17 protein-coding genes and 1 pseudogene are annotated in these 22804 nt (G+C 73.3%); 8 read left to right on the plus strand and 10 right to left on the minus strand.

Annotation, left to right across the window (positions count from 1 at the left end):
* Window positions 1-7: 7 nt before the first annotated feature.
* The 8 genes from ACN28F_RS31345 to ACN28F_RS31380 all read right to left on the minus strand — a co-directional run bounded on the left by ACN28F_RS31345 (window position 8) and on the right by ACN28F_RS31380 (window position 10415).
* Complete coding sequence (locus tag ACN28F_RS31345; protein WP_289206040.1) at window positions 8-313, minus strand: hypothetical protein; 306 nt, start codon at window positions 311-313, stop codon at window positions 8-10.
* Window positions 314-426: 113 nt separating this feature from the next.
* Window positions 427-1575 (minus strand): hypothetical protein, encoded by a 1149-nt coding sequence (locus ACN28F_RS31350; protein WP_289206041.1) that lies wholly within the window; start codon window positions 1573-1575, stop codon window positions 427-429.
* A complete protein-coding gene (locus ACN28F_RS31355; RefSeq protein ID WP_289206042.1) occupies window positions 1568-2125 on the minus strand; it encodes an RNA polymerase sigma factor in 558 nt (185 codons plus the stop codon). Before ACN28F_RS31355 ends, ACN28F_RS31350 begins: the two co-directional genes overlap by 8 nt.
* A gap of 52 nt (window positions 2126-2177) precedes the next feature.
* Entirely contained in the window at window positions 2178-4889 is a 2712-nt protein-coding gene (locus ACN28F_RS31360) for a hypothetical protein (protein ID WP_289206043.1), read from the minus strand.
* Between the two features lie 92 nt (window positions 4890-4981).
* Complete coding sequence (locus ACN28F_RS31365) at window positions 4982-5674, minus strand: hypothetical protein (RefSeq protein WP_289206044.1); 693 nt, start codon at window positions 5672-5674, stop codon at window positions 4982-4984.
* A complete protein-coding gene (locus ACN28F_RS31370; RefSeq protein ID WP_421361088.1) occupies window positions 5664-6785 on the minus strand; it encodes an adenosine deaminase in 1122 nt (373 codons plus the stop codon). Before ACN28F_RS31370 ends, ACN28F_RS31365 begins: the two co-directional genes overlap by 11 nt.
* A gap of 22 nt (window positions 6786-6807) precedes the next feature.
* Window positions 6808-9576 carry a molybdopterin-dependent oxidoreductase gene (locus tag ACN28F_RS31375; RefSeq protein ID WP_421361090.1) on the minus strand — a complete coding sequence of 923 codons (2769 nt, stop codon included), beginning with the start codon at window positions 9574-9576 and terminating at the stop codon, window positions 6808-6810.
* The gene (locus ACN28F_RS31380) at window positions 9573-10415 is read right to left on the minus strand and encodes an FAD binding domain-containing protein (RefSeq protein WP_421361091.1); all 843 of its coding nucleotides are present in this window, start codon (window positions 10413-10415) and stop codon (window positions 9573-9575) included. The genes ACN28F_RS31375 and ACN28F_RS31380 overlap by 4 nt, the downstream gene beginning before the upstream one ends.
* Window positions 10416-10553: 138 nt before the next feature.
* On the opposite strand from ACN28F_RS31380, the pseudogene ACN28F_RS31385 reads away from it, so the two are divergent.
* Window positions 10554-11570, plus strand: a pseudogene (locus ACN28F_RS31385) (XdhC family protein); the annotation flags it as partial.
* Window positions 11571-11711: 141 nt separating this feature from the next.
* On the opposite strand, the gene ACN28F_RS31390 reads toward ACN28F_RS31385, so the two are convergent.
* Window positions 11712-13265, minus strand: coding sequence for a PucR family transcriptional regulator (locus tag ACN28F_RS31390; protein ID WP_289206048.1), 1554 nt, complete (start codon window positions 13263-13265; stop codon window positions 11712-11714).
* A 138-nt stretch (window positions 13266-13403) separates the two neighbouring features.
* On the opposite strand from ACN28F_RS31390, the gene uraD reads away from it, so the two are divergent.
* The 7 genes from uraD to alc are packed head-to-tail and all read left to right on the plus strand — an operon-like array spanning window position 13404 to window position 21728.
* Window positions 13404-14279, plus strand: a complete 876-nt coding sequence (gene uraD / locus ACN28F_RS31395) for a 2-oxo-4-hydroxy-4-carboxy-5-ureidoimidazoline decarboxylase (RefSeq protein WP_289206049.1) — start codon at window positions 13404-13406, stop codon at window positions 14277-14279.
* 3 nt (window positions 14280-14282) lie between these two features.
* Window positions 14283-15143: a factor-independent urate hydroxylase gene (gene pucL / locus ACN28F_RS31400; RefSeq protein ID WP_289206050.1), complete on the plus strand. Its 861-nt coding sequence runs from the start codon at window positions 14283-14285 to the stop codon at window positions 15141-15143.
* Window positions 15143-16537, plus strand: coding sequence for an 8-oxoguanine deaminase (locus ACN28F_RS31405; RefSeq protein ID WP_289206051.1), 1395 nt, complete (start codon window positions 15143-15145; stop codon window positions 16535-16537). The genes pucL and ACN28F_RS31405 overlap by 1 nt, the downstream gene beginning before the upstream one ends.
* Before the next feature lie 5 nt (window positions 16538-16542).
* The gene (gene aceB / locus ACN28F_RS31410) at window positions 16543-18138 is read left to right on the plus strand and encodes a malate synthase A (RefSeq protein ID WP_289206052.1); all 1596 of its coding nucleotides are present in this window, start codon (window positions 16543-16545) and stop codon (window positions 18136-18138) included.
* Window positions 18138-19346, plus strand: coding sequence for a DUF6986 family protein (locus ACN28F_RS31415; protein WP_289206053.1), 1209 nt, complete (start codon window positions 18138-18140; stop codon window positions 19344-19346). The genes aceB and ACN28F_RS31415 overlap by 1 nt, the downstream gene beginning before the upstream one ends.
* Window positions 19343-20665 carry an allantoinase AllB gene (allB, locus tag ACN28F_RS31420; RefSeq protein WP_289206054.1) on the plus strand — a complete coding sequence of 441 codons (1323 nt, stop codon included), beginning with the start codon at window positions 19343-19345 and terminating at the stop codon, window positions 20663-20665. Before ACN28F_RS31415 ends, allB begins: the two co-directional genes overlap by 4 nt.
* Window positions 20655-21728, plus strand: coding sequence for an allantoicase (alc, locus tag ACN28F_RS31425; RefSeq protein ID WP_289206055.1), 1074 nt, complete (start codon window positions 20655-20657; stop codon window positions 21726-21728). Before allB ends, alc begins: the two co-directional genes overlap by 11 nt.
* 84 nt (window positions 21729-21812) lie before the next feature.
* Here the strand turns inward: alc and ACN28F_RS31430 are convergent, their stop codons facing one another.
* Window positions 21813-22415 (minus strand): hypothetical protein, encoded by a 603-nt coding sequence (locus ACN28F_RS31430; RefSeq protein WP_421358664.1) that lies wholly within the window; start codon window positions 22413-22415, stop codon window positions 21813-21815.
* Between the last annotated feature and the right edge of the window lie 389 nt (window positions 22416-22804).

Genomic DNA, 22804 nt, shown 5'->3' on the forward strand with positions numbered 1-22804 from the left:
TCCTCTGTCATCGGGGCTTGCGCCATTCGGTGCTGATGGACGGGTAGAGCATCGGTGCCGGCTGCTGGGACAGCGCCATCGCCGTCGCCGGGTCGGTGGCGTCCGGGGTGGGCAGCTGGTACGCGGCGAGCGTCGGGACGGTGCTGCGCATGAACGACCGCAGCGAGGCGAGTACGGAGTCACGACCGGGGGAGCCGGTGACCGGGTCGGCGGTGGTGCCGGCGGGCAGTTGGTCGAGGTCGATGCCGAGTGAGGCGAGCCGGGCGATGATCAGAGTGTTCAGCTGATCGTCGGTCGGAGGGGTCGGGGCCATGGAACCTCCTGACTGTGAAGCGATGGCCCATAATCTGCGGTCGGATCGTGTCGGCGACGTGTCGCGACCATCACGTGATCATGAAGATGCCCAGGTCAGGGCCGATCGATGGGTCATTCTGCCGGCCCTGGTACGGATTGCCAGCTGATGCCGTCCACGGTGACCTGGCTGACCGACCACGGGTGGTGCCCGGAGCTCCACAGCCGTCCCGGCAGCGCGTCGAGGTCGCCGTACGGCCCGGCGGTGCCGGCCGTGAAGGTCGCCCCGTCGTCGTCGCTGATCCACGTCGGACACCGGTCCTGGCCGGTGCCGGCGACCAGCAGCCGCCCGTCGGCGCCGATGGTCGCCACCCGGGTCGTTACGGCAGGCAACGTCGTCGGCACCTCCTGCCACCGTTGGCCGCCGTCGTCAGTGCGCCACAGCGTCGGCCGGCTGCCGACACGGCTGTCGAACAGCGCGAACGCCGTCGCGGCGTCCCGGGCCGCCAGCCCGCTGACCGTGGACCCGGCCGGCCCGGCACTCACCCGCCAGCTGGCACCCCGGTCGGTGCTGACCGCCACCGCAGTGCCTGTGCCACCGACGGTGTACCCGGCCGTCCAGATCGCCCCGTCGGCGGTGACGTAGACCAGCCCCGTGTCGGTCGGCGGGTCGGCCAGCCGGTACAGCCGACCGTGCAGCGGGTCGACGGCCACCGGCGGCCGTAGGTCCGGGCAGGGCGTCAGACAGTTGACCGGCACCGCCCACGGGGGGAAGTCCGCGACCGTCAGCGCCGTGCCCGTCACGTCCGACCAGGTCCGGCCGGCGTCGGTCGAGACATGGTCGGTGGCGCCGACACCGACCAGGTAGACGTCCGGGGTGAGCGCGAACGCGATGACCCGCGACACCCGTTGGCCGGCGGTGTCGTGCAGACACGACGTCCCGGGGTCCGGTCCGACCAGCGGCAGCCAGCTGGCTCCGCCGTCCACACTGCGGGTGAACCGGACCTGGCAGTCCTGCTCACTGCTCTCGTAGCCGACAACGGTGCGGTCGTCGAAGACGACCAGCCGCAGGCCGGCCGTTGGCGGGTCGTCCGCGCCCAGGTCCCGCCCGACGGTGGCGGCCAGCCCGGGGGCGACGACCGCCACCACGAGCAGTCCGATCGCGACCCCCACCAGGGCCGTCAGCCGACGGCGTGCCCGCGTCCGCAGCCGCCGCAGCGGTGGCGCGGTGACCCGTCGGCCGATCCGGTCGGCGTCGAAGCCGGTCACCGAGGTCTCAGGCATGGCTACTCCGATCCGGACGACGCGGTGTCAGGGGCGGCGGCGCTGCTGGGGGCCCGTCGAGCAGCGCCGCCAGGGCGACCCGGCCCCGCGACAACCGGGACTTCACGGTGCCCTCGGTCACCCCGAGTGCTTCGGCCACCTCGGCGACCGGCAGGTCGGCCAGGTAGTGCAGGGCGATCGCGTGCCGCTGCCCGTCCGGCAGCTCTCGCAGCGCCCGCATCAGGGCGACGTGCGCGGTGGAGGTGTCGGCGATGAGCCGTTCGGCCTCGACCGGTGCCGCGAGCCGGGGCAGCAGCCGGGCCAGGATGCGGCGCCGCCGGTGCCGGCTGCGGGCGAGGTTCACCGCCACCCGGCGCAGCCACGCCTCCGGGTTGTCGAGTGTGGTGAACCGCTGCGGGAACATCAGCGCCCGCACGAACGCCTCCTGCACGACCTCCTGCGCCTCGCCGAGGTCACCGGTGACCGCGTACAGCTGGACGACGAGCCGCCGGTAGCAGCCGGCGTACAGCGCGCCGACGATGTCGTCGGCGGGCGCCGGGGAGTCTCGCATGCCTTGTCCCACTCCCCGGCGCGGTGCCAGGTTCCCGCGATCGGCGATCCAATCAGGGTCGGGGCGGCCCGGCGGCGGTGGCGGCCCGGCAGCCGGGTGGATCCTCCGGGTGCGCCCGGCCGCAGAAGAAGATCTCCTGCGGCTCCTGGTCGACCTGCGGCACGCTGGCGACGTACATCAACGACAGGCGTTTCCCCACCGGCTCGCCGGTGCCGGCGTTGAACGTCGTCGGTCCGGTCACCCCGTCGTACGCACCGCTGGTGTTCTGCCGCAGTACCTCGGTGAAGAGCGCGACCGCGCTCACCGCCGCCGGATCCCATGGCTGGGAGCCGACGGTCAACCGCGCGCCGAGCTCCTTCATCGCGTCGATCAGCATCATCGCCGCGTCGTAGGCCAGCGCGACCCGCTCGCCGACCGGCGGCCCGGCGGTGCCGGTGCAGCGCCGCTGGCCGAGCAGATCGTCGCGACGGATCAGGTCGAGGAACCGCCGCCGCTTCTCGTCGACGCTGGAGTCGGCGACGAGTCGGCTGCACATCGCCAGCGCCGCCTTGGACACGTACGTCACCGGCAGGTTGCCGGGCGCATTGGCGCGTAGCTGATGGTTGGCCAGATAACGGTTGACCGAGTCGTCGGCGACGAGGTGTCGGGGCGGATCGTTGCGGCAGTCCCGCAGCGCCTCCAGGAACTCGTCGAACTCCGAGTAGCGACCGGCGAAGAAGAGCAGCCCGGGGTAGCCGCACTCGTGCCGCAACGAGTCACCGACCCGGAACGGGGCCACCGTCGCCCGGGTGCCGAACCGGCTCCGCATCCCGGAGACCAACGTGTTGACGTAGAGGTCGTCGGCGAGCGGGCTGTCGTCGCCGGTGGTGTAGTAGACGTGCGCCTCGGTGACGCCGAGCACGTCGGTGGCGTACGTCGACACCAGCGTCACCTGGTCGACGTTGGGCGCCACCATCTGCAGGTAGAGCTTCGAGTGCTGGTGCAGCCCGTCGGCGGACAGCGTCGGGGCGATCGCCGGCAGCCGGACCTCGTGCAGCCGTCGCAGCGCCGCCGCCGTGGTGGACCGGCTCTCGACCAGGCCGACCACCCCGACGACCGTCGGATCCCTCTCGGCCAGCCCGGCGACGAGTTCGACGGTCCGCTCGGCGTGCCGCATCTGCTTGCCGCCGTTGGCCACCACGATCCGCAGCAGTGGCAGCCCGTCGGTGCTCGCCGAGCCCTTCATCAGCGCGTACTGCGCGACCGCCAGCCCCTCCAGCTCCTCACGTTCGGAGACGTAGGAGACCTCCCGGGGACCGGTCCGCTGGCCGGTCATGATGCCCAGGTAGACCAGCGTCATCAGCGGCCGGCGCCGCTGACTGGCCTGCCAGATCTGGGTGACCTCCGCGTTCTGCCGGAAGATCCGCTGCTGGATGTCGCGTAGCGCCTGCTGACCGGGGTCGTGGTTGAACACGTACCGCAGGCTGTCGCTGTAACCGACGCACTCGCCGTCGATCAGCCGCAACGCGATCTGGCCCTGGCCGGGATGCGGCAGACAACCCGGCCCCCAACGCCCGGCGGCCCAGGTCCCACCGGCGGCGAGCAGGGCCAGGACCACGGCCGCCGCCACGGTGCGCCGGGCCCACCAGGGCGGTGCCGGCGGCACCAGGTCCGGCACCACCGGGTGGGCGTGCCGGTCGGTACGGTCCGGCACCGACTCCAGCACCAGGAACCAGGCATCGGTACGGCGCAGCCGACGCTGCTCCGGCAGGGCGTCCCGCCATGCGTCCAGACCGATGCCCGCCTCGGCCAGGTGCAGCGGCGTCGTGAAGCCAGCGGCGGCCGGTCCACCCGCGGCCGACCCGCCGTCGGCCGCGTCGGCGACGATCAGCAGCGGATCCCACCGGCCGGTCTCGTTGCGGACGTCGTTGACCAGCCGCAGCAGCGCGTACCCGGCGTTGCCGGGTGCCACATCGGACAGCAGCAGCACCGGGTACGCGGTGCGGTGCCACCCGGTCGGCGACCAGAACCGGCGGGCGTAACCGGCCCGCAGGTCCTCCAGGAAGGCGTGCACCAGCAGCTTGCGTACCTGCTCGGGTTGTTCACCGGTGCGCCGGTCGGTGGTCAGCCGTTCCGCGAAGCCGATGAAGGTGCCGCTCTGCCGGGGCGCGAGGTACTGCTGGCGCATGAACCAGCGGTACCGTCCACCGAGCACCGGAAGCCGACCGGACAGGGCGGCCCGGAACACCACGTCCGGCACCGCCCGCAGGACCAGCCAGAGGACCAGCCGGTACGCGGTGGCGAACAGCGTCTCCGGCTCCGAGGCACCCTGCATGTTCTCGGTGGCCGGCCGCCGACGCCACTGCCGCAGCATCTGGGTGATCCGGGCCCGCCGTTCGGTGACCTCGACGTCGGCCAACCGCTGATCCATCAGCCACCGGGCCAGCGGGTAGTGCCGGAAGGTGAACGGGGTGCCGCCGAACGCGTCCAACGCCAACTGGTGGTGCATCACGTCGAGCAGCGACCGGATGCCACCGGAGTCGGGGAACCGGGCGGCGTCGATCACGACGTGGGGGACACGTCGCCGCTGTGGCCGCCGCAGCCGCCGCAGCAGCCCGGCACGGATCTCGGCGCCGGTGGTGCCGACGGTGACGACGATCGGCAGGTCGTGCTCACGCCGGCGGGGGCGGCGCAGCAGCCTGCCGACGACGGCCAGCAGCTCGGCCATCCCGAGCGAGGCGAAGCGGTCGCCGGCCCGGTCGCCTGCTGTGGAGTCACCGGTCATCTACCCAGTGTCGACCATGGGCGCCAGCCGTGGGGGCACCGTCGGGCGGTGCTGCGCGTCGCCGGCTTCAGTGGGCGCGGCGTCGGCATGCCTCAGGCGGCGTCGCGCACCCACGCCTCGGCGTGCGGCCCGGCACCGACCAGCCGCAGCAACTGGATCGACTGGGTGGGATCGTCGACCGTGACGAAGTAGGAGTTGCCCCGGCGCAGGTGCTGGTGGACGGTGAGGCCGAGCGCGTCGCCGGCGTCGGTGAGCGCGGTCAGCGCGCCCGGATCCGGCACCCGTACCCGGATCTGGCTGCGCCGCCGGGAGCCGTTGGCGACCAGCAGCGCGGCCCGCCACATCGTCCGCGCCGTCGAGGTGCGCTGGCCGGTCCGCACCTGCGGGCCGACCTGCCAGACCGCCGCCTGCCACAGCCGGTCCAGCCAGGCGGTGACCTCGGCGGCGTGGTCAGCGGTGACCAGGACGTCGAACTGCTCCCGGTCGTCGCGTCCGCGTGGCGGCGCGGTGGTGGCGAGCCGTACGCCGGGGAACTCGGCGTCGATGACCGTGGCGACGCGTTGGGCCAGCGCCGGGTACCCGGTGCTGACCAGGCTCACCAGCCCGGTCCGGCGTTGCCACGGCACCGGGCGCAGCAGATGGGTGACGGTGGCCGCCTCCACCCGGGGCAGCCGGTCGGCGGGGACGGCAGCGGCGAGCGCGTCGAGCAGCCGCCGGTGCGGGATCGCCCCCCAGCGTGGCGTCCCCGCCCCGGCGCATGCACGGGTACGTACCTCAACCGACATGGTGGGCCTCCGCCTCCGCCAGCGGCTCGGCGATCAGCTTCGCGTACGCCGGTTTGATCACATCGTCGATGATCGCCAACCGCTCGTCGAACGGGATGAACGCACTCTTCATCGCGTTGACCGTCAACCACCGCAACTCCGACCACCCCCACCCGAACGCCTCCACCAACAACCACATCTCCCGCGACATCGACGTCCCACTCATCAACCGGTTGTCCGTATTCACCGTCACCCGGAACCGCAGATCACGCAACAACCCGATCGGATGCTCACCAATCGACCCCACCGCCCCCGTCTGCACATTCGACGACGGACACAACTCCAACGGAATCCGCTTGTCCCGCACATACGCCGCCAACCGCCCCAACCTCACCGCACCACCAGCACCCACCTCCACATCATCCACAATCCGCACCCCATGCCCCAACCGATCCGCCCCACACCACTGAATCGCCTGCCAGATCGACGGCAACCCAAAAGCCTCACCCGCATGAATAGTGAAATGAAAATTCTCCCGCTGCAGATACTCGAACGCATCCAGATGACGCGTCGGCGGAAACCCCGCCTCCGCCCCCGCGATGTCGAACCCCACCACCCCCGCATCCCGGTACCGCACCGCCAACTCCGCGATCTCCTGCGACCGCGCCGCATGCCGCATCGCCGTCAACAACGTCCCCACCCGCACCACCCGACCCGACGCCGCCGCCCCCCGCGCACACCCGTCCGCGAACCCCGCCACCACCGCCTCCACCACCTGACCCAAACCCAACCCCCGCTCCAGATGCTGCTCCGGCGCGAACCGCACCTCCGCGTACACCACCCCGTCCGCCGCCAGATCCACCGCACACTCCGACGCCACCCGGAACAACGCCGACTCCGTCTGCATCACCGCCACCGTGTGCGCGAACGTCTCCAGATACCGCTCCAACGACCCCGAATCCGCCGCCGACACGAACCACCGACCCAACTCCACCGGATCCGACACCGGCAACACATGACCCACCTCATCGGCCAACTCCACCACCGACTCCGGACGCAACCCCCCATCCAGATGATCATGCAACAACGCCTTCGGCGCCCGAACGATCTCCGCCAACGAAACAACCGTCATGTCGCTCTTTCTTCCTTACTGTCTACTGGTCGGCCGAGTGGCCGTGGTGCAACGTGTGCCATACCCGGTCACGGGTGAACGGCAACTCGGTGAAACGGACCCCGGTCGCGTCGCGCAGCGCGTTGGCCAGCGCGGCGGCCACCGGGTTGAACGGGCTCTCACTCATCGACTTCGCGCCGGCCGGCCCGAGCGGGTCGCTGGTCCGGGCGAAGTGCACCTGGGTCAGCGGCACGTCGGCCATCGTCGGCAGGTGGTAGCTGCGCAGGTCGGGGGTGCCGACACGGCCGGCATCGTCGATCGTCACCGCCTCGGCCAGGGCGGCACCGAGCGCCTGGGCGACCCCGCCTTCGATCTGTCCCCGGCACTGCATCGGGTTGATCACCGTACCGGCGTCGGCGCTGTGCACGCTGCGCAGGATGCGGATCGCGCCGCTGTCGGGGTCCACCGCGATCCGGAACCAGTGCACGTTGAACGCCACCGACCGCCGCATCCCGTCGGTGTGTCCGTCGGCGGCCAGCAGTTCGCCGTCGGCGGCCGCGCGGCGGGCCAGTTCGTCGAGGCCGACCGGTCGGTCGGCGCACCATACGGTGGTCCCGTCGAGCCGGCAGTCGGCCGGATCGGTGCCGGTGGCCCGCGCGGCGGCGGCGATCAACCGGTGCCGCAACGCCTGGGCGGCCCGCTGCGCGGCCGCGCCGGCCACCACGGTGCCGGTGGAGGCGAACGCGCCGGTGTCGTGGCCGACCAGCGCGGTGTCCGACTGCCGTATCCGGATCCGGTCCACCGTGGTGGCCAGGGCCTCGGCGACCAGCTGCCGGTGCACGGTGGTGGAGCCGTTGCCGAACTCCGCCATCCCGATGTCCAGGTGGTATCCGCCGTCGGCCCCGACGGTGATCCGGGCCCGGCCGTGATGCCCGCCCGGCGGGCCGGTGGCGATCATCGCGACCGCCATGCCCTCGCCGACCTGCCACCCGTCGCCGGCCGGCAGGTCCTCGCCGACCTGCCACCCCTCGGCGGCCGCCGCGCCCGCGTCGGTGCGGCGGGCCCGGTCGATCAGCTCCAGGCACTGGTCCAGGCCGTAGCTGTGCACCTGCACCGTGTCGTCGTGCCCGACCGGGGTGACCAGCGGATCGTGCGGCCCGATCACGTTGGCGGCCCGGAACGCGACCGGGTCGTGCCCGAGCCGGCGGGCGAGTTCGTCCACGGCGGACTCCACCGCGAACGACACCTGACCGAGCCCGTAGCCGCGAAACGCGCCCGCCGGCACCGTGTTGGTGTAGACCGACCAGCCGTCGACCTGCTTGTTCGGGCACCGGTACACGGCCACCGACTCGCTGCAGCCGTGTGCCAGCACGGCCGGGCCGTGGTTGCCGTACGCGCCGGTGTCGGCGACCACCCGCAACCGGATCGCGGTCAGCGTGCCGTCCCGCCGCCCGGCGACACTCACCCGGACCTCGAACGGGTGCCGGGTGGTGGCCGCGGTGAACTGCTCCGTACGGGTGAACTCCAGTTTGACCGGCCGCCCGGTGCGCAGCGCCGCGAGGGCGACCACGTCCTCGACGAGCATCTCCTGTTTGCCGCCGAAGCCGCCGCCGACGCGACCGGCGACCACCCGGACCTGTTCGGTCGGCAGGTCGAACAGCCGGGCCAACGCCCGCCGGGTCAGGTACGGCGTCTGGGTGCTGGACCGCACGGTGATCCCGCCGTCGGGCTCCGGCCAGGCGATGGCGCCGTGGGTCTCCAGATGCGCGTGCTGTACCCGCTGGGTCCGGAACGTCGCGGTGTAGACGGCGTCCGCCTCGGCGATCGCCCGGTCCACGTCGCCGACCGCGCCGTGCACCTCACCGGCGACGTTGTCCGCCGGCCGGGCGATACCGGTGGCGGCGGCGTCCTTGTCGTGCAGCACCGGCGCGTCCGGTGCCATCGCCGCGACCGGGTCGAACACCGCCGGCAGCGGTGCGTACCGCACGTGGACCAGGGCGGCGGCGGTCCGCGCGGCCGCCTCCGTCTCGGCCACCACCACCGCGACCCGCTGACCGACGAAGCGGACCACGTCGTCGAGCAGCCGGGTGTCGGCCGGATCCTCGTGCGGGTGTTCGTGCTGGGCGGTCGAGTACAGCTTGTCCGGGCAGTCGCGGTGGGTCAGGACGGCGAGCACTCCCGGCACCCGCATCGCCGCGTCGAGGTCGAACCCGGTGATCCGGGCGTGCGGTACGTCCGCGCGGACCAGGACGGCGTGCGTCAGGCCGGGGACCGTCACGTCGAAGGTGAACCGGGCGGTGCCGGTGACGATCTGCCGCCCGGCCGGTGCCGGCACGTTGCCGCCGACCGCGCCCGCCTGTCCGGCCGCGCTGTCGCAGGCCACGTGGCACACGCCGGCGACGGCGTCGCGGATCGCCCGGTAGCCGGTGCACCGGCACAGGTTGCCCTTCAACGCCCGGGGCAGGTCGGCGCGCTGGTCGTCGTCGAGCGCGGCGACCGTCATCAGGAACCCGGCGGTGCAGAACCCGCACTGGAAGCCCTGCGCGTCGAGGAACCGCTGCTGTACGGGGTGCAGCTGGTCGCCGTCGGCGAGCCCTTCGACCGTGGTGACGCGCCGACCGGCCGCCCGCACAGCGGGGTAGATGCAGCTGTGCACCGGCTGCCCGTCGACGTGGACGGTGCAGGCGCCACAGTCGCCCGCGTCGCAGCCCTTCTTCACCCCGTACCAGCCCTGGTCCCGCAGGAACGTGCGCAGGCACTGACCAGGTGCGGGTTGCCCGTCGGCGGTGACCCCGTTGACCACGATGCTCATCGACGCCCACCCGTCGGCCCGGCGGCGGTCAGTTCGGCCCGTATCTCGGTTGCCAGCCGCAGGGTGCGGTGCCGCCGCCAGGCGGGCAGCCCGTGGACGTCGTCCATCCAGCCGGCGGCGGCGCAGGCGTCGTCCACCTGTTCCCGTAGCCGCGCCTCGGTGAGTCCCGCCGCCAGTCGTAGCAAGACCGGTCGGCGGGTGGCGGCGGTCACCGACAGCGACCACCCGTCGGTGTCGGGATCGGCGCGGCCGACGACCAGCGCGGCGGAGCGTCCGTGGGTGAACAGCGACGCCCGGCGCATCGCGTAGCGGGCTCGCCCGGCCTCCGCCGGCAGCCGTACGCTGCGCAGATACTCGCCGTCGGACAGGACTGTGGACTCGACGTCGCGGACGAAGTCGACGGCTGGCACCGGGCGGCGCCCACCGGCCAGGTCGTCGACGGCGCACCACGCGCCGGTCGCCACCGCCAGGGACGTCATCGGGCCGGCGGGCAGCGCCGCGCAGATGTTGCCGCCCACCGTCGCCACGTTCCACACCTTGTGTGAGGCGAGCAGCGCGTCGCAGCAGCGGCGGATCAGCTCACCGACGCCCGTCCAGCCGGCCGGGGGCGTGAACCGGGCCAGTTCGGCGATGGTGCAGGTGGCGGCGATCTCGACCCCGTCGTCGTCGACCCGCAGCGACGGCCAGCCCAACAGGGTCAGGTCGCGTAGCCGACGTACGTCGGGCTGCGGCTGCGAGTAGAGATAGCTGCCGCCGGCGAGCCAGCGGTCACCCGGACGCCAGTCGCCGTCGTCGGCGGCGATCACGTCGGAGACGGTATGCAGATCCACGCTGGGCATCGTCGCGCCGGGCCGGTGAGCGGGACAATGACGGCGGACCACAATCCGGCACCGCCGATTGCGGGCGCGGTTGGACGAACCTACAAGGCGGCCCGGACGGGCTTGACCCGGCGATCAGCGGTTACCCATCGTGGGCTGATGTTCAGCCCCGACCCGCTCGCCACGGTGCTGCGCTGGTGGTCCACGGGTGCGTCGGTCGCGCTGGCGTCGGTGACCGCCACCGCCGGCAGCGCCCCCCGTCCGGTCGGCACCGCCATGCTGCTGGCACCGGACGGCTCCGTCACCGGCGGCGTCTCCGCCGGGTGTGTCGACGCCGCCGTGCTCGACCTGTGCCGCGACGTGCTGCGGACCGGGGCGACCCGGTTCGCGCGTTTCGGCGACGGCGGCGACGACGTGTTCGCGCCCGGACTGACCTGCGGCGGCACCGTCGAGGTGTTCGTGCAACGCCTGGACCGTGCCGGCGCCCCGGACCTCGACCGGCTCGCCGCCGCGCTGCGGCAGGGTCGGCCGGTCGCGGCGGTGACCTGCGTCGACGGACCTGCGGCCAGCCGGGGCCGGTGGCTGCTGGTCGACGGTGGCACCGACCATGGCACCCTCGGTGACGCCGCGCTCGACGCCGTCGCCGCTCGGGCCGGCCGGGCCGCGCTCGCCGACGGGTGGACCCGGCTGGTCCGCCCGGCGCCCGAAGTGTCACTGCTGGTACGCGGATTCACCGCACCGCCGCGCATGATCATCTTCGGGGTGTCGGACTTCACCGCGGCGGTGGCCCGGCAGGGCCGCTTCCTCGGCTACCGGGTGACGGTGTGCGACGCCCGTGCGGTGTTCACCACCGCCGAGCGGTTTCCGGACGCCGACGACGTGGTCGTCGACTGGCCGCACCGCTACCTGTCCGCCGAGGCCGCCGCCGGCCGGGTCGACGACCGGACCGTGCTCTGCGTACTCACCCACGACCCCAAGTTCGACGTGCCGTTGCTGCGGGTGGCGCTGGACCTGCCGGTGGCCTACGTCGGTGCGATGGGGTCGCGCCGCAGCACCGCCGACCGGCGTGCGCGGCTGCTGGCCGTCGGGGTGCCGGACGCGGCGTTGGCGCGGCTGCGGGCACCGATCGGGTTGGACCTGGGTGCCCGTACCCCGGAGCAGACCGCCGTCAGCATCGCCGCCGAGATCGTCGCGACCGGCAGCGGCCGTCCCGGTGGGTGGCTGACCGCCGGCACCGGACCGATCCACGACCCGGCCGACGACGCGGGCCGGGCCGACGACGCGGGCCGGGTGCGCCGGGCCCGCCGCGCCGACCGGTCAACCGGCGGCGAGCCGCAGCGCCAGGAAGAAGTCCACCCGGTCCTCGAACCGGCTCAGGTTCCGGCCGGTCAACCGCTCGATCCGGTGAATCCGGTACCGCAACGTGTTGACGTGCACGTGCAGCAGCTCGGCGCAGCGACTCCACGATCCACCATTGTCGAGGAACACGGTGAGGGTACGGACCAGGTCGGCGTGGTGGTCCCGGTCGTAGGCCTCCAGCGGCCCGAGCAACCGGGCCCGGAAACCGCGCCGGGTGCCGACCGGCACCCCGGCCAGCAGCAGCGAGTGCGAGGCGAGTTCGCCGGCCGCGACCACGCTGACCGGGCCCGAGGCGGACCCGGCCGCGGACCGGTGGGCGTGCAACGCCTCCTCCACCGCCCCACCGAGACCGGCCGCGCCGACACCGGGCGCGCTGACCCCGAGGGTGAGCCGGCCGCCGCGCAGGCCCGGTGACATCCGGTCGGCGGCGGCGACCAGCGCCGTACCGATCGACGTCGCCATCGGTGGCGGCAGAGCCAGCACGGCGAGGGCCCCCGACTCGAGATCCGGTTCGAGCAGCGCCACCGCACGGTCCGGGACCACCCGACTGAGGAACTCGTCGACCACCGCCACCGTCAAGGTGCCGGGGGCGCGCATCCCGTCCAACGTCGCCGCGACCGCGACGAACGTCGCGTCCGGGTCCAAGCGGGCGGCCAGCAGCGCCGCCCGCAACCCGGCCACGTCCCCGGGCACCCGCAGCGCTGCCCGCAACTGCCCGGCCAGCCGGGCCTCCACCCGGGCCACCTCGTCGAGATGGGCCCGCTCCAACGCCACCACACTGGTCAACTCGTCCACGGTGCCCGGCAGCGCGTCCAACGCGCCCCGGCAGGCCACCAGCCACGCGGCGAGCCGATGCTCGGCCCGGCCCGGCACCCCGAACACCGAGTACTGCTCGCCGTCGACCGTCACCGTGGTGGGCAGCCGCTGCGCTGTCAGGAAGGCCCGACTGAGCGCGTCGGCGACAGCGTCGGTCAGCTGCGCCGTACCGGCCACCACCCGCCCACTGGTGGTCAACGTCCAGCAGTCCCGGCCGATCGCCCCGGCCACTGTCGGCAGCAGGTCGGCGAGCCGTGCACCAGCGGCCATCGCCGCGACCAGCCCACGCTGGCGCCCCAGCACCGTCGCCAACGAACTGGCCCGCTGCGCCCACAGGGTCGGGTGCACGTCGTCGATGATGTCCCGGAACGACACGTCGGCCGGCACCTCGAACAGCGGTATCCGGTGCCGCCGGCAGGCCGTGACCAGATCCCGGGGGACACTGCCGTGCAGCGCCCCGCCGGCCCCGAGCGCGGTCACCCCGGCGGCGGCCAGCGCCGACACGAACACCTCCGACTCGGCTGGCCCCCGGTGCCACATCAGGCCGGTCAGCACCAGATCGGCGGCGGCCACGTACCGGCCCGGGTTGGGCAGGTCGATGACGTTGACCCGGCCCACCGTACGGTCCCGTCCGTCGTCGCCGGTGAGCGGGAGCAGCTTCAGGTGGGCCTTGTCGAGCACGTCGGCCAGCAGCACGGGGGTCGCCTCCGGTCACGGTGATTGGATGAACCTCCAAAACCGTACGGCGACGGTGTTTCGTCTTTGGTCCCCGCGCCGCTACCGACCCGCCGACCCCGGCTGCTTGACTGCTGACCAGCGAAAGGGGTGCCGGGAGTGGATCGCGGACTCGACGTGTTCAACACGCTGCCCGCCGACGACGTGCGCGCACAGCTGCTGAGCTGCTGCGCCGCGCCGGACTGGGCGGCCGCCGTGGCGGCGGCCCGCCCGTACCGGGACCGGGCGGCACTGGCCGCCACGGCCTGTGAACAGCTGAGCGGGTTGCCGTGGCCGCAGGTGCTCGCCGCCGTCGCCGCCCACCCGCGCATCGGACAACCGCCGTCGGGCGAGGGCCGGGAAGCCGGCTGGTCCCGCCGGGAGCAGGCCGCGTCGGCCGGCGGCGACCAGCACGGCGACGACGCCGCCCGCGCCGAGCTGGTCACCCTCAACGACGCCTACGAGCAGCGGTTCGGCTACCGGTTCCTGATCTTCGCCAACGGCCGGGGTGCCACCGAGCTGGCCGCCGCCGCCCGCCGCCGGCTGCACCACGACGACACCGCCGAACAGGCGGTGGTCCGCGTCGAGCTCGGGCAGATCGCGGCACTGCGCGTCGGCCGACTCGTCGACGACCTCGCGCCGACCACCGCCAGCAACGCCGCACCGATCTCCACCCACGTGCTGGACACCGCCACCGGCGTCCCCGTACCCGGCCTGCCGGTCCGTCTCGACGTCGCCGACCCGCACGTCGCCGGTGGCTGGCGCACCGTCGCGACCGGACGGACCGACGCCGACGGGCGGCTGCGGGACTGGGCACCGGGCCAGGCGTGGACCACCGGCGGGTACCGGCTGGTGTTCGACGTGGCCGGGCACCTCGGCGACGCCGGCTTCTACACCGAGATCCCGGTCGCCTTCGTCGTGCACGACGCCGCCCGCCACCACCACGTACCGCTGCTGATCAGCCCGTACGGCTACACCACCTATCGAGGGAGCTGACTGATGGGGATCGTCCTGGGTCCGAACCGCTACGGCAAGGCGGAAACCCGGGTGGTCCGGGTCGACCGCGACGCCGACCGGCACACCCTGACCGACCTCACCGTCTCCGTGGCGCTCGCCGGCGACCTCGCCGCCACCCACCTCACCGGCGACAACCGTCAGGTGCTGCCGACCGACACCCAGAAGAACACCGTGTACGCGTTCGCCCGCCAGCACGGCATCGCCAGCGCCGAGGAGTTCGGCCTGCTGCTGGCCCGGCACTTCGTGGACAGCCAGGCCAGCATCGACCGGGCCCGGGTCGACATCGCCCAGCACGACTGGCACCGGCTCGGACCGCACTCGTTCGCCCGCGACGGTGGACACACCCGTACCGTCACGGTGCGTTACGACGGCCAACGGGCCGAGGTGACCGCCGGGCTGACCGGTCTGGTCCTGCTCAACTCCACCGACTCGGAGTTCCGCGGCTACGTCGTCGACCCGTACACCACGCTGCCCGAGACCGACGACCGGATCCTGGCCACCGCGGTGGACGCCCAGTGGCGCTACGCCGGGACAGAGGCGGCCGGCGGCTTCGACGCCGCCCACGCCGACGTCCGGCGGGCCCTGATCGACGCGTTTGTCGGCACCTACAGCCGGTCGCTGCAGCAGACCTTGTACGCGATGGGGGAGCGGGTGCTCACCGACTGCCCGGACGTGGTGCAGGTGCGCCTGGCCCTGCCGAACAAGCACCACCTGCCGGTCGACCTCGACCCGTTCGGGCTGGACAACCCCGGCACCGTGTTCGTCGCGACCGACCGCCCGTACGGCCTGATCGAGGGCACCGTGGCCCGCGACGACGCCCCGCCGGCGCTGGGTGACTGGTGATGCTCGCCATCACCGGCGCGGCGATCGCCACCGTCGACGCCGCCGGCACCGAACACCGCACCGGGCATCTCGTCGTCGGCGACGACGGCCGGATCGCCGCCGTCGGCCCCGGCGACCTGCCCGACGACCTGCTGGCCCGGCTCACCGGCGGCGACCCCGGCCGGGTACGGCGCATCGACGGCACCGGCTGCCTGGCCACCCCAGGTCTGGTCAACACCCACCACCACCTCTACCAGTGGGCCACCCGGGGCCTGGCCCAGTCCGACGACCTGTTCGGCTGGCTCACCACCCTCTACCCGATCTGGTCACGCATCGACACCGACACGGTGCACGACGCCGCCGCCGCGAACCTCGGCTGGCTGGCGTTGTCCGGCTGCACCACCAGCACCGACCACCACTACGTGTTCCCCCGCGACGGCGGGGACCTGTTCGCCGCCGAGATCGCCGCCGCCGCCCGGATCGGCCTGCGGTTCCACCCGTGCCGGGGCTCCATGGACCTCGGCCGCTCCGCGGGCGGCCTGCCGCCGGACTCCGTCGTCGAGGACACCGACGCCGCGTTGGCCGCCACCGAGGCCGCCATCGACCGGTGGCACGACCCGTCGCCGGAGTCGATGCTGCGGGTCGCCGTCGCCCCCTGCTCGCCGTTCTCGGTCACCCCGCGCCTGATGCGCGAGTCAGCCGAGCTGGCCCGCCGCCGGGGTGTGCGGCTGCACACCCACCTCGCCGAGACCGTCGAGGAGGAGCAGTACTGCCAGGCCACCCACGGCTGCACGCCGGTGCAGTACGCCGACGACCTCGGCTGGCTCGGCGACGACGTGTGGCTGGCGCACGGGGTCCACCTCGACGACGCCGCCGTGGCCCGCCTCGGCGCCACCGGCACCGGCGTGGCGCACTGCCCCAGCTCCAACGCCCGCCTCGGGGCCGGCACCGCCCGGGTCACCGACCTGCTCGCCGCCGGCGTCCCCGTCGGGCTCGGCGTCGACGGTGCCGCCAGTCAGGAGGCCGGCCACCTCGGCGAGGAACTGCGCCAGGCCCTGTACGCGGCCCGGCTGCGCGGCGGCCCGGCCGCGATGACCGCCCGCGACGCCCTCGCCCTGGGAACCATCGGCGGGGCCCGCTGCCTCGGCCGGGACGCCGACATCGGATCCCTGCAGGTCGGCAAACTCGCCGACGTGGCGCTGTGGCGCCTCGACGGGCTCGGCCACGCCGGCATCGACGACCCGGTCGCGGCCCTGGTGCTCGGCCCACCCGCCCCGGTGCAACTGCTGCTGGTCGGCGGCCGCCCGGTCGTCGAGGGCGCCGAACTGCGGACCGCCGACACCGCCGACCTGGCCGCCCGGGCCGCGCACGCCCATCGCGTACTGACCACCTCGGCCCGCCCTGAACAGGAGTGACGCCCATGTCCCGCACCCAGGCCGCGCAGTCGGCCGCACCGTCGGGTGACGTCGCGGACGTCCTCACCGACGACGCCGTCGCCTTCCTCACCGACCTGCACCGGCGGTTCGCCGGCCGCCGCGCCGACCTGCTCGCGGCCCGCCGCCGCCGACGCGCCGAGATCGCCCGCACCGGCCGGCTGGACCTGCGGCCGGACACCGCCGCCGTGCGCGCCGGGGACTGGACCGTACCGCCGCCACCAGCGGACCTGACCGACCGGCGGGTCGAGATCACCGGACCCACCGACCGGAAGATGACGATCAACGCGTTGAACTCCGGTGCCCGCGTCTGGCTGGCCGACCTGGAGGACGCCAACACCCCACACTGGGCCAACGTGATCGGCGGGCAGCGCAACCTGGCCGACGCCGTGCGGCGCACCATCACCCTGCGGACCGGGGCGAAGACCTACCGGCTCGGCCCCGGCCCGTACCCGACGATCGTGGTCCGGCCCCGGGGCTGGCACCTCGACGAACGCCACCTCGACATCGACGGCGGCCCCGCCGTCGGCGCCCTCGTCGACGCCGGCCTGTACCTGTTCCACAACGCCGCCGAACTGCTGCGCCGCGACAGCGGACCGTACCTCTACCTGCCGAAACTGGAAAGCCACGAGGAAGCGGCCCTCTGGCACGACGTGTTCGCCCACACCGAGGCCACCCTCGGTCTGCCGACCGGCTGCATCCGGGCCACCGTCCTGATCGAGACGATTACCGCGGCGTTCGAGATGGACGAGATCCTCTGGGCACTCGGCCCGTACGCCACCGGCCTCAACGCCGGCCGCTGGGACTACCTGTTCAGCATCATCAAGAACTTCCGCGACGCCGGGGAGAAGTTCGTGCTCCCCGACCGGTCGGCGGTGACGATGACCGCACCGTTCATGCGGGCCTACACCGAACTGCTCGTCGCCACCTGCCACCGGCGGGGGGCGATGGCGATCGGCGGCATGTCAGCGTTCATCCCGAACCGGCGCGACACCGAGGCGACCGCCCGCGCCGTCGACCAGGTCCGGGCCGACAAGCTCCGCGAGGCCGGCGACGGTTTCGACGGCTCCTGGGTGGCCCACCCCGACCTGGTGCCGGTCTGCCGGGAAGTCTTCGACGAGGTCCTCGGGGACCGGCCCCACCAGCTCGACCGGCAACGGCCCGACGTCACCGTCACCGCCGACCAGCTGCTCGACGTCGCCGCCACCGGCGGGGCCGTCACCGCTGCCGGGCTGCGCGGCAACGTCGCGGTCGCGCTGCGCTACCTGGAGGCATGGCTGCGTGGCAACGGCGCCGTCGCGATCAACAACCTGATGGAGGACGCCGCCACCGCCGAGATCTCCCGCTCGCAGATCTGGCAGTGGATCCACAACGGGGTACGGCTGCCCGACGGCACCCCGGTCACCGCCGACCTGGTGCGCGCCGTCGGCGAAACCGAACTCGCCGCGATCCGCGCCGAGACGACCAGCGAGGACTGGACGGCCCGCCGGTTCCCGGACGCCTGGGCCCTGTTCGTCGAGGTCGCCCTCGCCGACGACTTCGTCGACTTCCTCACCCTGCCGGCGTACCGGCTGATCGACTGATGCCCCGGCTCACCGCGGCGGACTACGCCGCCATCGACGACCGCCTCGCCGAGGTCGACGCCGCCCTGCGGCAGCGCTACCCCGGCCAGACGCCGCAACGCCAGCCGGTGCACACCGTCTACGTCCCCGCCGACCGGGTCACCGCAGACCTGGTGCCGACCTGGGGCGCGGCGGCACTGGCCACGTTGGACGCGCACCCGCCGGCGCCGTACCCGGCCGAGCTGGACCACCGGGTACGGGCCAAGCTCGCCCGCGAACCGGTGGAGGACCTGCGCATCGACGTCGAGGACGGCTACGGCGGCCGCGACGACGCAACCGAGGACGCCGACCTGCGGGCCGCAGCCCACGCACTCACCACGGCACGGGCCACCGGCACGGCACCACCGTGGGTCGGCGTACGGATCAAATCGCTGGAAGCGGCGACCCGCCGCCGCGCGGTCCGCAGCCTCGACCTGTTCCTCGACGCCTGCGGCGGGCCGCCCGCCGGATTCGTGGTCACCCTGCCGAAGGTGAGCCACCCCGGCCAGGTCGCCGCCATGGTCGGGGTGTGCGAGCGGTTGGAGCAGGTGTACGGGCTGGCCCGCGACACGCTGCGGTTCGAGATCCAGATCGAGACGCCAGCGGCCGTGCTCGGCGCCGACGGCCGCGCCACCGTCGCCACGCTGATCGGCGAGTCGGCCGGCCGCTGCACCGGACTGCACTTCGGCACCTACGACTACGGAACCGGATGCGGGGTCGCCGCCGATTACCTGAGTATGGACCACCCCAGCTCCGACCATGCCAAGGCCGTCATGCAGGTCGCCGCCGCCGGCACCGGCGTACGGCTCAGCGACGGCTCCACCAACATCCTGCCGGTCGGCGACACCACCGCCGTGCACGCCGCCTGGCGGCAGCATGCCAACCTGGTGCGTCGCTCCCTCGAACGCGGCTTCTACCAGGGCTGGGATCTGCATCCCGGGCAGTTGCCGACCCGGTTCGCCGCCACCTACGCCTTCTACCGCGACGGGCGGGCGTCGACCGTGGCCCGGCTCGGCGCCTACCTGGACCGCCGGGCCGGCGGCATCCTCGACGAGCCGGCCACGGCCCGGGCGCTGGCCGGGTTCCTGCTGCGCGGACTCGACTGCGGCGCCGTCGACACCGCCGAGGTCGGGTTCGCCCGTACCGACCTGGTCGCGGTGGCGCAACCGGCCCAGGGAGCCGCCGCATGACCGTCGACCTGGTGCTGCGGTCCCGCCGCACGGTGCTGCCCGACGGTGAACGGCCGGCGGCCGTCGCGGTCGGCGGCGGTCGGATCGTCGCCGTCACCGACTACCGGGAACAGGTGCCGGCGACCGTCGACACCGACCTCGGCGACGTCGCCCTGCTGCCCGGACTCGTCGACAGCCACGTGCACGTCAACGAACCTGGCCGTACCGAATGGGAAGGGTTCGCCACCGCCACCCTCGCCGCCGCCGGCGGCGGTGTCACCACCATCGTCGACATGCCGCTGAACAGCCTGCCGCCGACCGTCGACACCGCCGCGTTGGTGGTCAAGCAGCAGGCCGCCGCCGGTCAGTGCCACGTCGACGTCGGGTTCTGGGGCGGGGCCGTGCCCGGCAACGCGCCCGCGCTGCCCGACCTGTACGCCGCCGGGGTCTTCGGGTTCAAGGCGTTCCTGGCCGACTCGGGGGTGCCGGAGTTCCCACCACTGGACCCTGGGCAGCTCGCCGCCGCGTTCGCCGCCGTACCCGCGTTGTTCGTCATCCACGCCGAGCAACCCGACCAGCTGCACACCGCCGTCCCCTCCACCCGCTACCGGGACTTCCTCGCCAGCCGACCACCCGCCGCCGAGGTCGACGCCGTGACCGCCGCCATCGACGTCGCCCGGCGCGGCGGCGCCCGGATCCACATCCTGCACCTGTCCGCCGCCGGCGCGCTGCCGGTGCTCGCCGCCGCCCGCCGGGCTGGTCTGCCGGTCAGCGCCGAAACCTGCCCGCACTACCTGACCCTGTCGGCGGAGGAGATCCCGGACGGCGCCACCGAGTTCAAGTGCTGCCCGCCGATTCGCGACCGCGCCAACCAGGACGCCCTGTGGGCGGCGCTCGCCGACGGCACCATCTCCTGCGTCGTCTCCGACCATTCGCCCTGCCTGCCGGCGCTGAAGACCCCCGACACCGGTGACTTCTCCACGGCCTGGGGCGGGATCGCCTCCGTGCAGATGGGCCTGCCGGCGGTCTGGACCGAGGCGCGCCGGCGCGGATTCGGCCTCGGCGACGTGGTCCGCTGGATGGCCGAAGGTCCGGCGGACCTCGTCGGCCTGGCCGACAAGGGGCGGATCGTGGTCGGTGCCCAGGCCGACCTGGTCGCCTTCGACCCGACGCCGAGCTATCACGTCGACCCGGGCCGGCTGCGCCAGCGGCACCCGGTCTCCCCGTACAACGGACGACGCCTGACCGGCATCGTCCGCGCCACCTGGCTGCGCGGCGCGCCGGTCAACCCGGACGCGCCGCGCGGCCGCCTGATCACGAGAGGGACGGATGACCGGTAGCCGCGTATCCTCCACCCTGCCCGACCTGCCGGGCGACTTCGACCTGACCTGGTTGCCCGACCTGGCCTCCCGCGCGTTGGGCGGGGGCGTGGTGAGCGCCAACGATGAGTTCTTCGCCGCCGCCGACAATCTGGTCGATCCGCGTCCGCCGGTCTTCGCTGCCAGCACCTTCGGTGCCAAGGGCCAGGTGTACGACGGCTGGGAGACCCGACGTCGCCGCCAGCCCGGATCCGACCATGCCATCGTCCGGCTCGGTGCACCCGGCATCGCCCGGGCCATCGTCATCGACACCGCCTTCTTCACTGGCAACTACCCGCCGTACGCGACGGTCGACGGCTGCTGCCTCGCCGGTCATCCGGGGCCAGCGGAGCTTGCTGCGGCGCAGTGGACCCCGCTGGTGGCGCGGACCGCGTTGGCTGGCAACGACCGGGTGGTGATCCCGGTGGACGTACCGCAGCGGCTGACCCATGTCCGGTTGACGATCCATCCCGACGGCGGGGTCGCCCGGCTGCGGGTGCACGGCGAGCCGGTGCCCGACCCGCACCTGCTGACCGAGGTACTGGACCTCGTCGCAGTGGAGAACGGTGGCCGGGTCGAGGCCTGCAGCGACCGGTTCTACGGCTCGCCGCAGCAGCTGTTGCTGCCCGGACCGGCCCGCACGATGGGGGAGGGCTGGGAGACCGCGCGCCGTCGAGACGACGGCAACGACTGGGTGCAGGTACGGCTGGGTGCGCCCGGCGTCGTCGAGTTCGTCGAACTGGACACCAGCCACTTCAAGGGCAACGCGCCGGCGGCGGCCCGGCTGCGGGGCCGCGACGCCTCAGCCGCCGTCGCCGACGCGCCCGGTGCCGGCCCGGACACGCCGGATCGCTGGTACGACCTGCTGCCGGTCACCCCGCTGCAGCCGGACACCCGGCACCGGTTCCGGTTGCCCACACCCCGTGCCGCGACCCACGTGCGGCTGGACATCTTTCCCGACGGCGGGATGGCCCGGCTACGACTGTTCGGGCGGCTGACCGAGGCCGGCACCGCATACCTGGCGGATCGACACGCCACTCGGTAGACCTGACCGTCCCCGAACACGTGCGAGGGCCGGACCCCGGGTACGGGGTCCGGCCCTTGCACGGTGTCTGCGTCTACGTCGAGGTCAGCTGTTCCAGTGCTGGGCGACGAGTTCGGCGGCCTGGGTCTCCCACTGGGCGTAGTGGTCCGGGTACGCCGACACCTGCACGGTCTGCGCGGCCTCGGTCAGCGGCATGTCCTGCCAGCCGTCAACCTGCTTCAACCCGTTGAGGAACGCGGTGGTCGAGTACTCGACGTCGGTGATCTGCTCGACGGTGCCCCAACCCGACGACGGCCGCTGCTGGAACAGGCCCTGCGAGTCGTGGTCGTTACGGTCACCCAGGTGGCCGAGGTTCTCCAGCTTCGACTCCTGCAGCGCGGTCGCGATCGCGACCACGGCGGCCCGCTCGTCCATGCCCGCCTTCTTCGTGGCGGCGATGATGCCCTTGACGTTGTCGGTCTGCTCGCTGCTCAGGTCGATGCGGGACTGTTCGCCCTGCACGCCGTGCGGGATGAGCTTGGCGGTGTCGACGCCGCTGTCGCTCGCGGCTGCGGCGGCGGGTGCGGCGAGGGCGGTGGGGGCGTGGTCGGCGGCCAGGGCGGGGCCGGCGATCGCGCCGCCGGCGAGGGTGAGGCCGGCGATGCCCAGGGCGGTGGTGCGCAGGGTGCGGGTGATGATCGTGGTCATAGGGGGGGTCCACCTTCCGTTTTCCGAGGGGGCACACCCGCCGCTCGGGCCCCTCAAGCGTGCCGGGGCGGGCGGTCGTGTGGGGTGTGCGGTAAACGGTCGTCCGGGTGGTACGGGGACGCCGCGGCGGCTACTCGCCCGCTCGGGGCTGGCCTTCCGTGCGTCGCGACCATGTACAACCACGCGGGCCGGCCGGTCATTCCCCGCAGTGGCCTCGCGGTCCGCCACGTCACCGACCGTGACGGCACTACACAGGGATACCGGTCTGGACGATATACCTCAGAGGAATGATTATTCCTCACAGGAATACTGCTCTACCGCAGTACCGGTCCGCCAGAGCGTCCCACGCGGGCGCAACGGGCAAGCCAGCCTGTCGGGGCCGGTCCGCC

This window comes from Solwaraspora sp. WMMA2101, from assembly GCF_049179175.1.
Classification (GTDB): domain Bacteria; phylum Actinomycetota; class Actinomycetes; order Mycobacteriales; family Micromonosporaceae; genus Micromonospora_E.

What these genes read in the sequence shown, in the direction of transcription:
- ACN28F_RS31345 (WP_289206040.1), bottom strand. Translation starts at nt 313, where the DNA reads ATGGCCCCGACCCCTCCGACCGACGATCAGCTGAACACTCTGATCATC.
- ACN28F_RS31350 (WP_289206041.1), bottom strand. Translation starts at nt 1,575, where the DNA reads ATGCCTGAGACCTCGGTGACCGGCTTCGACGCCGACCGGATCGGCCGA.
- ACN28F_RS31355 (WP_289206042.1), bottom strand. Translation starts at nt 2,125, where the DNA reads ATGCGAGACTCCCCGGCGCCCGCCGACGACATCGTCGGCGCGCTGTAC.
- ACN28F_RS31360 (WP_289206043.1), bottom strand. Translation starts at nt 4,889, where the DNA reads ATGACCGGTGACTCCACAGCAGGCGACCGGGCCGGCGACCGCTTCGCC.
- ACN28F_RS31365 (WP_289206044.1), bottom strand. Translation starts at nt 5,674, where the DNA reads ATGTCGGTTGAGGTACGTACCCGTGCATGCGCCGGGGCGGGGACGCCA.
- ACN28F_RS31370 (WP_421361088.1), bottom strand. Translation starts at nt 6,785, where the DNA reads ATGACGGTTGTTTCGTTGGCGGAGATCGTTCGGGCGCCGAAGGCGTTG.
- ACN28F_RS31375 (WP_421361090.1), bottom strand. Translation starts at nt 9,576, where the DNA reads ATGAGCATCGTGGTCAACGGGGTCACCGCCGACGGGCAACCCGCACCT.
- ACN28F_RS31380 (WP_421361091.1), bottom strand. Translation starts at nt 10,415, where the DNA reads ATGCCCAGCGTGGATCTGCATACCGTCTCCGACGTGATCGCCGCCGAC.
- pucL (WP_289206050.1), top strand. Translation starts at nt 14,283, where the DNA reads ATGGGGATCGTCCTGGGTCCGAACCGCTACGGCAAGGCGGAAACCCGG.
- ACN28F_RS31405 (WP_289206051.1), top strand. Translation starts at nt 15,143, where the DNA reads ATGCTCGCCATCACCGGCGCGGCGATCGCCACCGTCGACGCCGCCGGC.
- aceB (WP_289206052.1), top strand. Translation starts at nt 16,543, where the DNA reads ATGTCCCGCACCCAGGCCGCGCAGTCGGCCGCACCGTCGGGTGACGTC.
- ACN28F_RS31415 (WP_289206053.1), top strand. Translation starts at nt 18,138, where the DNA reads ATGCCCCGGCTCACCGCGGCGGACTACGCCGCCATCGACGACCGCCTC.
- allB (WP_289206054.1), top strand. Translation starts at nt 19,343, where the DNA reads ATGACCGTCGACCTGGTGCTGCGGTCCCGCCGCACGGTGCTGCCCGAC.
- alc (WP_289206055.1), top strand. Translation starts at nt 20,655, where the DNA reads ATGACCGGTAGCCGCGTATCCTCCACCCTGCCCGACCTGCCGGGCGAC.
- ACN28F_RS31430 (WP_421358664.1), bottom strand. Translation starts at nt 22,415, where the DNA reads ATGACCACGATCATCACCCGCACCCTGCGCACCACCGCCCTGGGCATC.